The organism is Staphylococcus gallinarum, from assembly GCF_029774255.1.
Classification (GTDB): Bacteria; Bacillota; Bacilli; order Staphylococcales; family Staphylococcaceae; genus Staphylococcus; species Staphylococcus gallinarum.
The window spans coordinates 791,680-804,068 of sequence record NZ_CP069082.1; the positions used below are offsets into that span (position 1 = coordinate 791,680).

Consider the following 12,389-nt stretch of genomic DNA (forward strand, 5'->3'; position numbering starts at 1 on the left):
TTTCAGAAGGATAATAATACACAAAAAAAGAGCGAGATAGAAATCTTGTTTTGCTAAATAGATTTCATTATCCCGCTCTAAGGAATGAATATATGTTGATACGTTGACGAATACAAGTATTTATTTCATTTCGATATTGCTAGTTATAGCACTTTACACAATGGTAGGCGTAGCTAGATTTAAATTTAGTCTATAACTTCAAGTGCTATTCAATATGACTTGCTACATATTTAAATTTTCTATATTCATAATTTATATTAAAACCAAGTTCATTAAATCGTTCAACTAAGGTATTATTTTTGCTGCGAATTTTAAAGTAAATCTTGTTTATATCGTAATGCGTAAATGCATAGTGGAGCGCATGTGATAATAAATCAAAGGCAATCCCCATCAGTCGATAGTCACTGTGTGATGAAAAATATTTAATTTCAGCATTATGATTACCTTCGAACACTTGTAAATAGAGATAACCTTTTAACAAGCCTTCAGACATAAAGATAAACAAACGATTATTGTCATCCAATGAGTCTATAATTTCATCTGCAGTCATTACATCATGTTTAAATGTCCGCTGATGTAACTTTGCGAATGCACGGTAATATGCTGGTTTATACTCAGTGATGTTTTGTGCATGTTCAATTTCTCCAACATCCTGTGATGTGATTAAATGATAATCTGTAAAGCTATAAGATGCTTGAATATGTTTCATAAACTTACTATAGTTTTGCTCGTTTTCTTCAAATGAAAAGTTAAAGTTTGCAGTGTCTGGTTTGCTATTGGCTAATGTAATAAATAAGTCGTGGTACATTTGTAAATCTGGCGTTGTATTATGCTTTATAAATGGACCTAGTACTTTATATTTATTCTCCTCATATTTAAAAGCAAGTATGAGCATGATGATCTCGTTGTTATCGTCTAAATGAGCATAGACACCTGGATCTTCAATTGCTTCTTCAATCTGTGCTTTGATTGCCTCTCTTGCTTGAGGAAGTTTATACAAATAAGAAGCCGAGTGATAGTCTGCATCATTTATAAAACTTGTAATTTGGTCATAATCATTTAGTTTGATCGTTTTCATATAGCTACCTCCGTCAGATGAACTATTTCCTTAATTATAAGAATTTTTTATGTTAAATGGAAGTTATGATGTATTATATACGTGTTACAATAGATAAGATATTGATTTTTTGAAAGGACGTTATTATGAAATCACTAATAATTGCTGAAAAACCTTCAGTAGGTAGAGATATAGCTAACAGCTTAAATATAAATGAAAAGCGCAATGGTTACTTTGAAAATAATAAATATATCGTAACATGGGCACTTGGTCATTTAGTAACAAATGCAACACCTGAACAATACGATGCTAAATATAAAGAATGGAAATTAAATGTTTTACCTATTATACCAAATAAAATGAAAACTGTAGTCATATCTAAGACAAGAAAACAATTTTCTACGGTGCAAGCATTAATAAATAATAACAAAGTAAATGAGATTATCATTGCGACCGACGCTGGTAGAGAAGGTGAACTCGTTGCACGTCTAATATTAGATAAAGCACATAATAAAAAGCCTATCAAACGGTTATGGATTAGTTCCGTTACAACGAAAGCAATTAGGGACGGATTTAATAAGTTACAAGATGGGCGTAAATTTAATAATTTATATCGCGCAGCATTGGCTAGAAGTGAGGCGGATTGGATTGTAGGTATCAATGCAACACGAGCGTTGACTACAAAGTATGATGCACAATTATCATTAGGACGTGTACAGACACCAACAATTCAGCTTGTTCAAATGAGACAAAATGAAATTAATCAGTTTAAACCTGAAACGTATTATACAATGTCTGTCAAAGCAAATGGATTAACGTTACAATTAGCAAAACCACAGTCGCATAAAGATAAAAAGGTATATGACACGATAAAACAGAAAGTTGTTGGTCAAGAGGGGACTATACAATCGATTAAACGTAATCATAAAAAGGCATATCCACATCAATTATTCAGTTTGACTGATTTACAACAAGAAGCATATAAACGATATCATTTTGGACCAAAGGAAACATTAAATACGTTACAAACATTATATGAACGACATAAGCTCGTAACTTATCCAAGAACAGATTCAAATTATTTAACCGATGATATGGTAGATACGCTTAAAGACCGTGTTAACGCAATCATGGGCACATCATTAAAGGATGTAGCTAAACAACAACTTAAACAAAAATTTTCTCCGAAACAAAGGTTTATTAATAATAACAAAGTATCAGATCACCATGCGATAATTCCAACAGAAGTTCGTCCAGATATGAATGCTTTGAGTCCACGAGAAAGCAAAGTCTATATGTTAATTGCTGAAAGATTTTTGGAAAATCTTTTGCCAGCTTATGAATACGAAGCAATAATTATGGAGTTTACTGTAAATGGTTATACGTTTAACTTTAAAGACAAAGTAACTACGAAATTAGGGTTCAAAGCTATCTCTGAACACAACGAAAAATCAACAGAACAACTTGATGGATTGCAACAAGGTGCTACATTAAAAGTGAATCAAGCCAATATCGAACAACACGAAACGACGCCACCGCCATATTTTAATGAAGGATCATTACTTAAAGCTATGGAGAGTCCTCAGAAATTCTTTGATTTAAATAATCGTAAACATCAACATACATTGAAGGAAACTGGTGGTATAGGAACTGTAGCAACACGCGCAGATATAATTGAAAAACTATTTAATATGAATGCTATAGAAGTGAGAGATAGTAAAATTAAAGTAACTTCAAAAGGAAAGCAAATTCTAGAACTAGCACCACAAAAACTAACTTCACCATTGTTAACTGCGGAATGGGAAGAAAAGCTTGCGTTAATTGAACGTGGTAAATATAATGCGGATAAATTTATAGAGGAAATGAAGCAATTTACCAATGACGTCGTTAATGAAATAAAAGAGAATGATAAAAAATATAAACACGATAATTTAACAACTACAGAATGTCCAACTTGTGGAAAATTCATGATTAAAGTACAAACTAAAAATGGACAAATGTTAGTTTGTCAGGATCCAAGTTGTAAAACTAAGAAAAATGTACAGAGAAAAACAAATGCTCGCTGTCCTAACTGTCATAAAAAGATGACTCTATTTGGTAGGGGGAAAGATGCTGTTTATCGTTGTGTATGTGGCCATACAGAAACACAGGTACAAATGGATAAACGTCTTAAAAATAAAAAGTCAGATAAAGTAAATAAAAAAGACATGAAAAAATATATGAATCAGAACGAAACAATCGAAAATAACCCATTCCAAGATGCGTTAAAAGGGTTAAAGTTCTAGTTTTATAGTGTATAAATGATTGTTTAATTAATAAAGTTCGTGTTTGCTATTGTAAAATACTACAATTGGTATTAAAATATTAAGGTATTTTCAAAAAAAGGAGAACTAACCGTGAAAAAGTATTTCAAGTTTGATCAGCATGGCACAAACTATAAAAAAGAGATACTTGGTGGGCTGACAACTTTCTTGTCAATGGCATATATTTTGGCTGTTAACCCTCAAGTACTAAGTTTAGCAGGTGTAAATGGCGTTTCAGATGACATGAAAATGGATCAAGGTGCTATTTTTGTTGCCACAGCACTTGCAGCATTTGTGGGTTCATTATTTATGGGACTTATTGCTCGCTATCCGATTGCTCTAGCACCGGGTATGGGATTAAATGCATTCTTTGCATTTACTGTAGTATTAACAATGGGAATACCTTGGCAAATTGGTTTAACAGGCGTGTTATTTTCAGGAATTGTCTTTGCGATATTAACGATGACAGGGCTACGGGAAACAATTATTAATGCCATACCCTATCAGATGAAAATGGCAGTATCAGCAGGTATTGGTTTATTTATTACCTTTGTAGGTTTACAAAGTGCAGGTATTATAGTAAAGGATAAATCAACACTTGTTACCTTGGGTCACATTACAGATGGACCTGTTATATTGGCTGTTATAGGAATTATTGTAACAGTAATCTTATATGCGCTAAGAGTACCAGGTGCAATCTTTGTAGGTATGGTGATTACATCTATACTAGGAATGATTACTGGATTGATACATACACCAAGTAGTGTAGTTGGTCATGTACCAAGTATTGAACCAACATTTGGTGCTGCATTTGAGGCATTTAAAGATCCGAGTCAACTCTTAACGGTTCAATTCTTAATTGTTATCTTAACGTTCTTATTCATTGATTTCTTTGATACTGCTGGTACATTAGTAGCGGTTGCTTCTCAAGCAGGAATAATGAAGGATAATAAATTACCTCGAGCTGGTAGAGCATTGTTCTCAGATTCATTAGCAACAATCGTCGGTGCGATATTTGGAACAACGACAACGACATCATATATTGAATCAACATCAGGTGTCGCAGTCGGTGCTAGAACTGGATTTGCTAGTATTGTAACAGGATTCTGTTTCTTATTAGCGATATTCTTTAGTCCGTTAATGGAAGTGGTAACAAGTGCTGTAACAACACCAGCACTCGTTGTAGTAGGTGTATTAATGGCAGCGAACTTTGCGGAAATAGATTGGAAGAAATTTGAAGTGGCAGTTCCAGCATTTGTAACGATTATTATGATGCCATTATCTTATTCAATTGCTACTGGTATTGCATGTGGCTTTATCTTTTATCCAATTACCATGTTAATTTCTAAGCGACATAAAGAAGTACATCCAATTATGTACGGCTTAATGGTACTATTCATCCTATACTTTATCTTTGTACATGGTTAATTATAACTACACATTTTAGATAACGTGACGAGCACTACATAAGAAGTGCAAAATCAAGCATTATAAAATAATAAGCTGTCTCATTCTTCAATTAAAAAAGAGTGAGGCAGCTTTTTTATAACTAATGTTATTTGAAACTACTCATACACAAAGTTTGCATAGAAAAACACGTATATAATATGAAAAAGGCAATTTCTAGAACTTATAAATAGAAATTACCTTATACTGTGATCAATCAACCTAATCCTACTATTCAATTATTATTCAAAAATAGCTTTTAATAGAAAAAGAAACCTACTTTGAATCGTGTTTCTTCATTATATAGATGTAAACAATGATTTGATAAATTACTTTAAAATAACAAAGAAATCAGTTAAACTATCATTGTAAATTTACAACTACCTATTATTTAGTATCATCCTTGTATTGTGTATACACAACTTTTGCATTTTTGTTTGGCACATATATCGGAGCAGATAAGAGAATAAATATAAAAAATAATAATAAGAAAAATAAAATCCAGTGAATGATCATTCCGATGACAGGTATAAATGCTATAAATGAACCTATAATACCAAGCAGTGGAATAATTGCCATCGGTTTAATACTATTCTGTTTATCTACTATTAAAATAATCATCATAATCAAATATAAAAGAACGTTAATAAGTAATGGCTGCCAACCGAAACTTAATATAATGCTACCACCCAAAAATGGAATGCCATATACGAACTCCCCAATGATTAAAATTAAACTTAATATCAATAATAAAGTTCTAATACCACTTTTCATTATAAATCGTCACCACCTAACAATCACATTATAAAACATAATAAACAATATATATAATAAAAAGGATAAGCAAAATAGTGAAATAACAATTGTAATATGAAAAAAATTACGAAATAGGTTGAACTGTCAGCATAATTCAAGTACAATAACAAAGTATGTGTTAGACGAAAAGTTGAAAAACTTTTATGAAAAAGCTTGATAAAACACGTTTTTTCATGTAACATATCTAATGTTGGACTTTAAGAACACGCGATGAAGCGAAAGGTTACTGACACACCCGGCCGCTTTGCCATGGCGCTGTGTGAGATAGTTTTCGTGGAGAAGTCTATCACTTAAATGTAGACGAATAAGGAGGGAAAATTATGGCAAAACAAAAAATCAGAATCAGATTAAAAGCTTATGATCACAGAGTAATCGATCAATCAGCAGAGAAAATTGTTGAAACTGCAAAACGTTCTGGTGCAGATGTTTCTGGACCAATTCCGTTACCAACTGAAAAATCAGTTTACACGATCATTCGTGCCGTGCATAAGTACAAAGATTCACGTGAGCAATTCGAACAACGTACACATAAACGTTTAATCGATATTGTTAACCCAACACCAAAAACAGTTGATGCACTTATGGGCTTAAACTTACCATCTGGTGTAGACATCGAAATCAAATTATAATAGAAAATTTAGGAGGTGGACTTTCGATGACCAAAGGAATCTTAGGAAGAAAAATCGGGATGACACAAGTTTTCGGAGAAAACGGTGATTTAATCCCTGTAACAGTAGTAGAAGCAAGTCAAAACGTTGTATTACAAAAGAAAACTGAAGAAGTTGATGGTTACAACGCAATTCAAGTAGGCTACGAAGATAAAAAAGCTTACAAAAAAGATAGCAGAACAAGCAAATATGCTAACAAACCAGCTGAAGGTCATGCTAAAAAAGCTGGCACAGCACCTAAGCGCTTCATTCGTGAATTCAAAAACGTTAATGTTGATGAATACGAAGTAGGTCAAGAAGTCTCAGTTAATACATTTGAAGCTGGCGACGTAATTGATGTAACAGGCGTTTCAAAAGGTAAAGGTTTCCAAGGTGCCATTAAACGTCACAATCAAGCACGTGGACCAATGTCTCACGGTTCTCATTTCCACAGAGCACCTGGTTCAGTAGGTATGGCGTCAGATGCTTCAAGAGTCTTTAAAGGACAAAAAATGCCTGGACGTATGGGCGGTAACACTGTAACAGTTCAAAACTTAGAAGTAGTTCAAGTTGACACTGAAAACAATGTTATTTTAGTAAAAGGTAATGTACCTGGACCTAAAAAAGGTCTTTTAGAAATCACTTCATCAATTAAAGGTAATAAATAATATAAAGCGAAAGGAGGAAAATGCATAATGGCTAATTATGATGTATTAAAAGTAGACGGATCTAAAGCAGGTTCAGTTGAATTAAATGATTCAGTATTTGCAATCGAACCAAATAATGACGTTCTTTTTGAAGCAATTAACTTACAACGTGCTTCATTACGCCAAGGTACACACGCTGTTAAGAATCGTTCAGCAGTACGTGGTGGTGGACGTAAACCATGGAGACAAAAAGGTACAGGACGTGCGCGTCAAGGTACAATCCGTGCTCCACAATGGCGTGGTGGTGGTATCGTATTCGGACCAACACCAAGAAGTTATGCTTACAAAATGCCTAAGAAAATGCGCCGTTTAGCATTACGCTCAGCATTATCTTTCAAAGTTCAAGAAAGCAACTTAACTGTTGTTGATTCATTTAACTTAGATGCTCCAAGAACTAAAGAATTCAAAACAATTCTTTCTAATTTAGAACAACCTAAAAAAGTATTAGTAGTAACAGAATCAGAAGATGTAAACGTTGAATTATCAGCACGTAACATCCCAGGTTTACAAGTAACTACAGCTCAAGGTTTAAATGTTCTAGATATCACAAGCGCTGACAGTGTATTAATTACAGAAACAGCTGCTAAAAAAGTTGAGGAGGTGCTCGGATAATGGAAGCAAGAGACGTTCTTAAGCGCCCCGTAATCACTGAGAAATCTTCAGTCGCTATGGCAGAAGATAAATACACATTTGATGTAGATACTCGTGCAAACAAAACACAAGTTAAAATCGCAGTTGAAGAAATCTTTGACGTAAAAGTTGATAAAGTTAACATCATCAACTACAAACCAAAGAAAAAACGTATGGGCCGTTACCAAGGCTATACAAACAAACGCCGCGTAGCAATTGTTAAATTAAAAGAAGGATCAATCGATCTATTCAACTAAAAAATATTACCAATAAGGAGGTAAACGACAATGGCTCTAAAAAAATATAAGCCAATTACTAATGGTCGTCGTAATATGACTTCTTTAGATTTCGCAGAAATCACTAAAACGACTCCTGAAAAGTCATTATTACAACCGCTACCGAAAAAAGCGGGACGAAATAACCAAGGTAAATTGACAGTTCGCCATCATGGTGGAGGACACAAACGTCAATACCGTGTTATTGACTTCAAACGTAACAAAGATGGTATCAACGCTAAAGTTGATTCAATCCAATATGATCCAAACCGTTCAGCAAACATCGCTTTACTTGTTTACGCTGACGGAGAAAAACGCTACATCATCGCTCCTAAGAACTTACAAGTAGGTCAAGTTCTTGAAAGTGGTGAAAATGCTGACATCAAAGTAGGTAATGCATTACCATTACAATTCATCCCAGTAGGTACAGTTGTACACAACATCGAATTGAAACCTGGTAAAGGTGGACAAATCGCTCGTTCAGCTGGTGCAAGTGCACAAGTACTTGGTAAAGAAGGTAAATACGTATTAATCAGATTACGTTCTGGTGAGGTTCGTATGATTCTTTCAACTTGCCGTGCTACTATTGGTCAAGTTGGTAACATCCAACACGAATTAGTTAACGTTGGTAAAGCAGGTCGTTCTAGATGGAAAGGCATTCGCCCAACAGTTCGTGGTTCTGTAATGAACCCTAACGATCACCCACACGGTGGTGGTGAAGGTCGCGCACCTATCGGTAGACCATCTCCAATGTCACCATGGGGTAAACCTACGCTTGGTAAGAAAACTCGTCGTGGTAAAAAATCATCTGACAAGCTTATCGTTCGTGGACGTAAGAAAAAATAAAAATAACTTATTTGGGTGTGCGGCGTAATCGCTGCACGCACACAATAAGAAGGGAGGCGCCACTATGGCTCGTAGTATTAAAAAAGGACCTTTCGTTGATGATCATCTTATGAAAAAAGTTGAAGCTCAAAGCGGAAGCGAGAAAAAACAAGTAATCAAGACTTGGTCACGTCGTTCAACGATTTTCCCAGATTTCATTGGTCATACATTCGCAGTATACGATGGACGTAAACACGTACCTGTATTCGTAACTGAAGATATGGTTGGTCACAAATTAGGAGAATTTGCACCAACTCGTACATTTAAAGGTCACGTAGCTGACGACAAAAAAACTAGAAGATAATTTCTAACAAGTAGAGGAGGAAATCCGAATGGAAGCAAAAGCGGTTGCTAAAACAATAAGAATCGCACCTCGTAAAGTTAGATTGGTATTAGATCTAATCAGAGGCAAAAGCGCTGGTGAAGCTATTGCGATTTTAAAATTAAAAAACAAAGCTTCATCACCTGTAGTAGAAAAATTATTAATGTCCGCTCTAGCAAATGCTGAACATAACTATGACATGAACACTGATGAATTAATAGTTAAAGAAGCTTATGCAAATGAAGGACCAACATTAAAACGTTTCCGTCCACGTGCACAAGGCCGTGCAAGTGCGATTAACAAACGTACAAGCCACATTACAATCGTCGTAAGTGACGGTAAAGAAGAAGCTAAAGAAGCTTAATCAATTTTTAAGGAGGGAACACTGTGGGTCAAAAAATTAATCCAATCGGACTTCGTGTTGGTGTAATCCGTGATTGGGAAGCTAAATGGTATGCAGAAAAAGACTTCGCATCATTATTACACGAAGATTTAAAAATCCGTAAGTTTATTGATAACGCATTAAAAGAAGCATCAGTTTCTCACGTAGATATCGAACGTGCTGCTAATCGTATCAACATCGCTATTCATACTGGTAAACCAGGTATGGTAATCGGTAAAGGCGGTTCAGAAATTGAGAAATTACGTAACAAATTAAACTCATTAACAAACAAAAAAGTACACATCAACGTAATCGAAATCAAAAAAGTTGATTTAGATGCTAAATTAGTTGCTGAAAACATTGCACGTCAATTAGAAAACCGTGCATCATTCCGTCGTGTACAAAAACAAGCTATTACAAGAGCAATGAAACTTGGAGCTAAAGGTATTAAGACTCAAGTATCAGGTCGTTTAGGCGGAGCTGACATCGCTCGTGCTGAACAATATTCAGAAGGAACTGTTCCACTTCATACATTACGTGCTGACATTGGTTATGCACATGCAGAAGCTGACACTACTTACGGTAAATTAGGTGTCAAAGTATGGATTTATCGTGGAGAAGTTCTTCCTACTAAGAACACTAGTGAAGGAGGAAAATAATAATGTTACTACCAAAACGTGTAAAATATCGTCGTCAACATCGTCCTAAAACAACTGGTCGTTCTAAAGGCGGTAACTATGTAACATTTGGTGAGTATGGTTTACAAGCAACTACAACTTCTTGGATCACATCTCGTCAAATCGAATCAGCTCGTATTGCAATGACACGTTACATGAAACGTGGCGGGAAAGTTTGGATCAAAATCTTCCCACATACGCCTTACACTAAAAAACCTTTAGAAGTACGTATGGGTGCTGGTAAAGGTGCAGTTGAAGGTTGGATTGCAGTAGCAAAACCAGGTAGAATTTTATTTGAAGTAGCAGGCGTTAACGAAGAAGTAGCGCGTGAAGCATTACGTTTAGCAAGTCACAAACTTCCAGTTAAAACTAAGTTTGTAAAACGTGAAGAATTGGGTGGTGAAACAAATGAAAGCTAAGGAAATTAGAGACTTAACCACTTCAGAAATCGAAGAACAAATCAAATCTTCAAAAGAAGAGCTTTTTAACCTACGCTTTCAGTTAGCTACAGGTCAATTAGAAGAGACTGCACGTATTCGCACAGTGAGAAAAACGATTGCACGTCTAAAAACTGTTGCTCGTGAAAGAGAAATTGAACAAGGAAAAGCTAATCAATAATTAATTGAAAGAGGAGGTTACAAAAGTGAGCGAAAGAAATGATCGTAAAGTTTATGTAGGTAGAGTCGTTTCCGATAAAATGGACAAAACTGTAACTGTACTTGTTGAAACATACAAAACGCACAAATTATATGGTAAACGAGTAAAATACTCTAAAAAATACAAAACTCATGATGAAAACAACTCAGCTAAATTAGGGGACATCGTTAAGATTCAAGAAACACGTCCTTTATCAGCAACTAAACGTTTCCGTTTGGTAGAAATTGTTGAAGAATCAGTAATTATTTAAGAAATAGTGAAGATAAAGGAGGTTTAACTCATGATCCAACAAGAAACACGTTTGAAAGTAGCAGACAACTCTGGTGCACGTGAAGTTCTTACAATCAAAGTATTAGGTGGATCTGGTCGTAAAACAGCGAATATTGGTGACGTAATCGTAGTTAGTGTTAAAAATGCTACACCAGGTGGCGTTGTCAAAAAAGGTGAAGTTGTTAAAGCTGTTGTAGTACGTACTAAATCAGGTGTACGCCGTAACGACGGTTCATATATCAAATTTGATGAAAATGCATGTGTCATCATTCGTGACGACAAAGGCCCACGTGGTACTCGTATTTTTGGACCTGTTGCTCGTGAATTACGTGAAGGCAACTTCATGAAAATTGTATCATTAGCTCCAGAAGTACTTTAATTAATCGTTTATAAATATATAAATTTAAGGAGGTGCCACGCATGCATATCAAAAAAGGTGACAACGTAAAAGTTATCGCAGGTAAAGACAAAGGTAAAGAAGGTAAAGTTGTTTCAACTCAACCTAAAAAAGACCGTGTCGTTGTGGAAGGTGTTAACGTTATTAAAAAACACCAAAAACCAACTCAATTTAATCCTGAAGGTGGAATCTTAGAAACAGAGGCAGCAATCCATGTTTCTAACGTACAATTATTAGACCCTAAAACGAATGAACCAACTCGCGTAGGTTACAAATTCGTAGATGGTAAAAAAGTTCGTATCGCTAAAAAATCTGGCGAAGAAATCAAATCTAATAATTAATAATTAATCGAAAGGAGGATCCACTGTGAACCGTTTAAAAGAAAAATATAGCTCTGAAGTTACACAAAACTTAGTTAAACAATTTAACTACAGTTCAGTAATGGAAGTTCCAAAAATTGAAAAAATCGTAGTAAATATGGGTGTTGGTGATGCTGTTCAAAACTCTAAAGTATTAGATGATGCTGTAGAAGAATTAGAAGCTATCACTGGTCAAAAAGCACTTGTTACAAAAGCTAAAAAATCAGTCGCTACATTCCGTTTACGTGAAGGTATGCCTATCGGTGCGAAAGTTACACTTCGCGGAGAAAGAATGTATGATTTCTTAGATAAATTAATCGCTGTTTCATTACCACGTGTACGTGACTTCCGTGGAGTTTCAAAAACAGCATTTGACGGTAGAGGTAACTATACACTAGGTGTTAAAGAACAATTGATTTTCCCTGAAATCGACTATGACCGAGTAAATAAAGTTAGAGGAATGGATATCGTTATCGTAACGACTGCTAACACTGACGAGGAAGCTCGTGAATTGTTAACACAATTCGGTATGCCATTTCAAAAATAATCTCTAAAGGAG

The 12,389-nt window shown here is 34.9% G+C and carries 18 protein-coding genes; 16 read left to right on the forward strand and 2 right to left on the reverse strand.

From position 1 onward, the window contains the following. Positions 1 to 205: 205 nt before the first annotated feature. The gene (locus JN168_RS03415; RefSeq protein ID WP_042739089.1) at positions 206 to 1,078 is read right to left on the reverse strand and encodes a GNAT family N-acetyltransferase; all 873 of its coding nucleotides are present in this window, start codon (positions 1,076 to 1,078) and stop codon (positions 206 to 208) included. 125 nt (positions 1,079 to 1,203) lie between these two features. Between JN168_RS03415 and JN168_RS03420 the strand changes: the two genes are divergently transcribed. Then, positions 1,204 to 3,342: a DNA topoisomerase III gene (locus JN168_RS03420; protein WP_279526177.1), complete on the forward strand. Its 2,139-nt coding sequence runs from the start codon at positions 1,204 to 1,206 to the stop codon at positions 3,340 to 3,342. A gap of 111 nt (positions 3,343 to 3,453) precedes the next feature. Next, a complete protein-coding gene (locus JN168_RS03425) occupies positions 3,454 to 4,788 on the forward strand; it encodes an NCS2 family permease (protein WP_107513317.1) in 1,335 nt (444 codons plus the stop codon). A 405-nt stretch (positions 4,789 to 5,193) separates the two neighbouring features. On the opposite strand, the gene JN168_RS03430 is transcribed toward JN168_RS03425, so the two are convergent. Next, positions 5,194 to 5,580 (reverse strand): hypothetical protein, encoded by a 387-nt coding sequence (locus tag JN168_RS03430; RefSeq protein WP_042739086.1) that lies wholly within the window; start codon positions 5,578 to 5,580, stop codon positions 5,194 to 5,196. A 362-nt stretch (positions 5,581 to 5,942) separates the two neighbouring features. On the opposite strand from JN168_RS03430, the gene rpsJ reads away from it, so the two are divergent. The 14 genes from rpsJ (at position 5,943) to rplE (ending at position 12,377) form a co-directional block, all read left to right on the forward strand. Further along, positions 5,943 to 6,251: a 30S ribosomal protein S10 gene (rpsJ, locus tag JN168_RS03435; protein WP_001118667.1), complete on the forward strand. Its 309-nt coding sequence runs from the start codon at positions 5,943 to 5,945 to the stop codon at positions 6,249 to 6,251. Positions 6,252 to 6,277: 26 nt separating this feature from the next. Continuing rightward, on the forward strand, positions 6,278 to 6,937 hold the full coding sequence (rplC, locus tag JN168_RS03440) for a 50S ribosomal protein L3 (RefSeq protein WP_042739085.1): 660 nt from the start codon (positions 6,278 to 6,280) through the stop codon (positions 6,935 to 6,937). 27 nt (positions 6,938 to 6,964) lie between these two features. Continuing rightward, on the forward strand, positions 6,965 to 7,588 hold the full coding sequence (gene rplD, locus JN168_RS03445; protein WP_279526178.1) for a 50S ribosomal protein L4: 624 nt from the start codon (positions 6,965 to 6,967) through the stop codon (positions 7,586 to 7,588). Beyond that, positions 7,588 to 7,863, forward strand: a complete 276-nt coding sequence (gene rplW, locus JN168_RS03450; protein WP_042739083.1) for a 50S ribosomal protein L23 — start codon at positions 7,588 to 7,590, stop codon at positions 7,861 to 7,863. The genes rplD and rplW overlap by 1 nt, the downstream gene beginning before the upstream one ends. Before the next feature lie 30 nt (positions 7,864 to 7,893). Next, on the forward strand, positions 7,894 to 8,727 hold the full coding sequence (rplB, locus tag JN168_RS03455) for a 50S ribosomal protein L2 (protein WP_042739082.1): 834 nt from the start codon (positions 7,894 to 7,896) through the stop codon (positions 8,725 to 8,727). 64 nt (positions 8,728 to 8,791) lie between these two features. Beyond that, the gene (gene rpsS, locus JN168_RS03460) at positions 8,792 to 9,070 is read left to right on the forward strand and encodes a 30S ribosomal protein S19 (RefSeq protein WP_019468644.1); all 279 of its coding nucleotides are present in this window, start codon (positions 8,792 to 8,794) and stop codon (positions 9,068 to 9,070) included. A 28-nt stretch (positions 9,071 to 9,098) separates the two neighbouring features. After that, the gene (gene rplV, locus JN168_RS03465) at positions 9,099 to 9,452 is read left to right on the forward strand and encodes a 50S ribosomal protein L22 (RefSeq protein ID WP_002482617.1); all 354 of its coding nucleotides are present in this window, start codon (positions 9,099 to 9,101) and stop codon (positions 9,450 to 9,452) included. 23 nt (positions 9,453 to 9,475) lie between these two features. After that, the gene (gene rpsC, locus JN168_RS03470; protein WP_042739081.1) at positions 9,476 to 10,129 is read left to right on the forward strand and encodes a 30S ribosomal protein S3; all 654 of its coding nucleotides are present in this window, start codon (positions 9,476 to 9,478) and stop codon (positions 10,127 to 10,129) included. A 2-nt stretch (positions 10,130 to 10,131) separates the two neighbouring features. Next, positions 10,132 to 10,566: a 50S ribosomal protein L16 gene (rplP, locus tag JN168_RS03475; protein WP_019468647.1), complete on the forward strand. Its 435-nt coding sequence runs from the start codon at positions 10,132 to 10,134 to the stop codon at positions 10,564 to 10,566. Next, a complete protein-coding gene (rpmC, locus tag JN168_RS03480; RefSeq protein WP_002482620.1) occupies positions 10,556 to 10,765 on the forward strand; it encodes a 50S ribosomal protein L29 in 210 nt (69 codons plus the stop codon). Before rplP ends, rpmC begins: the two co-directional genes overlap by 11 nt. Before the next feature lie 25 nt (positions 10,766 to 10,790). Then, complete coding sequence (rpsQ, locus tag JN168_RS03485) at positions 10,791 to 11,054, forward strand: 30S ribosomal protein S17 (protein WP_001829723.1); 264 nt, start codon at positions 10,791 to 10,793, stop codon at positions 11,052 to 11,054. 30 nt (positions 11,055 to 11,084) lie between these two features. Next, positions 11,085 to 11,453, forward strand: coding sequence for a 50S ribosomal protein L14 (gene rplN / locus JN168_RS03490; protein WP_002482622.1), 369 nt, complete (start codon positions 11,085 to 11,087; stop codon positions 11,451 to 11,453). Positions 11,454 to 11,494: 41 nt separating this feature from the next. After that, a complete protein-coding gene (gene rplX / locus JN168_RS03495) occupies positions 11,495 to 11,812 on the forward strand; it encodes a 50S ribosomal protein L24 (RefSeq protein ID WP_042739080.1) in 318 nt (105 codons plus the stop codon). Positions 11,813 to 11,837: 25 nt separating this feature from the next. Continuing rightward, positions 11,838 to 12,377, forward strand: a complete 540-nt coding sequence (rplE, locus tag JN168_RS03500) for a 50S ribosomal protein L5 (protein ID WP_042739079.1) — start codon at positions 11,838 to 11,840, stop codon at positions 12,375 to 12,377. Positions 12,378 to 12,389 lie beyond the last annotated feature (12 nt).

What these genes read in the sequence shown, in the direction of transcription:
- rpmC (WP_002482620.1), top strand. Translation starts at nt 10,556, where the DNA reads ATGAAAGCTAAGGAAATTAGAGACTTAACCACTTCAGAAATCGAAGAA.
- rplC (WP_042739085.1), top strand. Translation starts at nt 6,278, where the DNA reads ATGACCAAAGGAATCTTAGGAAGAAAAATCGGGATGACACAAGTTTTC.
- JN168_RS03420 (WP_279526177.1), top strand. Translation starts at nt 1,204, where the DNA reads ATGAAATCACTAATAATTGCTGAAAAACCTTCAGTAGGTAGAGATATA.
- rplV (WP_002482617.1), top strand. Translation starts at nt 9,099, where the DNA reads ATGGAAGCAAAAGCGGTTGCTAAAACAATAAGAATCGCACCTCGTAAA.
- rpsS (WP_019468644.1), top strand. Translation starts at nt 8,792, where the DNA reads ATGGCTCGTAGTATTAAAAAAGGACCTTTCGTTGATGATCATCTTATG.
- rplD (WP_279526178.1), top strand. Translation starts at nt 6,965, where the DNA reads ATGGCTAATTATGATGTATTAAAAGTAGACGGATCTAAAGCAGGTTCA.
- rplP (WP_019468647.1), top strand. Translation starts at nt 10,132, where the DNA reads ATGTTACTACCAAAACGTGTAAAATATCGTCGTCAACATCGTCCTAAA.
- rplW (WP_042739083.1), top strand. Translation starts at nt 7,588, where the DNA reads ATGGAAGCAAGAGACGTTCTTAAGCGCCCCGTAATCACTGAGAAATCT.
- rplB (WP_042739082.1), top strand. Translation starts at nt 7,894, where the DNA reads ATGGCTCTAAAAAAATATAAGCCAATTACTAATGGTCGTCGTAATATG.
- rplX (WP_042739080.1), top strand. Translation starts at nt 11,495, where the DNA reads ATGCATATCAAAAAAGGTGACAACGTAAAAGTTATCGCAGGTAAAGAC.
- JN168_RS03415 (WP_042739089.1), bottom strand. Translation starts at nt 1,078, where the DNA reads ATGAAAACGATCAAACTAAATGATTATGACCAAATTACAAGTTTTATA.
- rplN (WP_002482622.1), top strand. Translation starts at nt 11,085, where the DNA reads ATGATCCAACAAGAAACACGTTTGAAAGTAGCAGACAACTCTGGTGCA.
- rpsJ (WP_001118667.1), top strand. Translation starts at nt 5,943, where the DNA reads ATGGCAAAACAAAAAATCAGAATCAGATTAAAAGCTTATGATCACAGA.
- JN168_RS03430 (WP_042739086.1), bottom strand. Translation starts at nt 5,580, where the DNA reads ATGAAAAGTGGTATTAGAACTTTATTATTGATATTAAGTTTAATTTTA.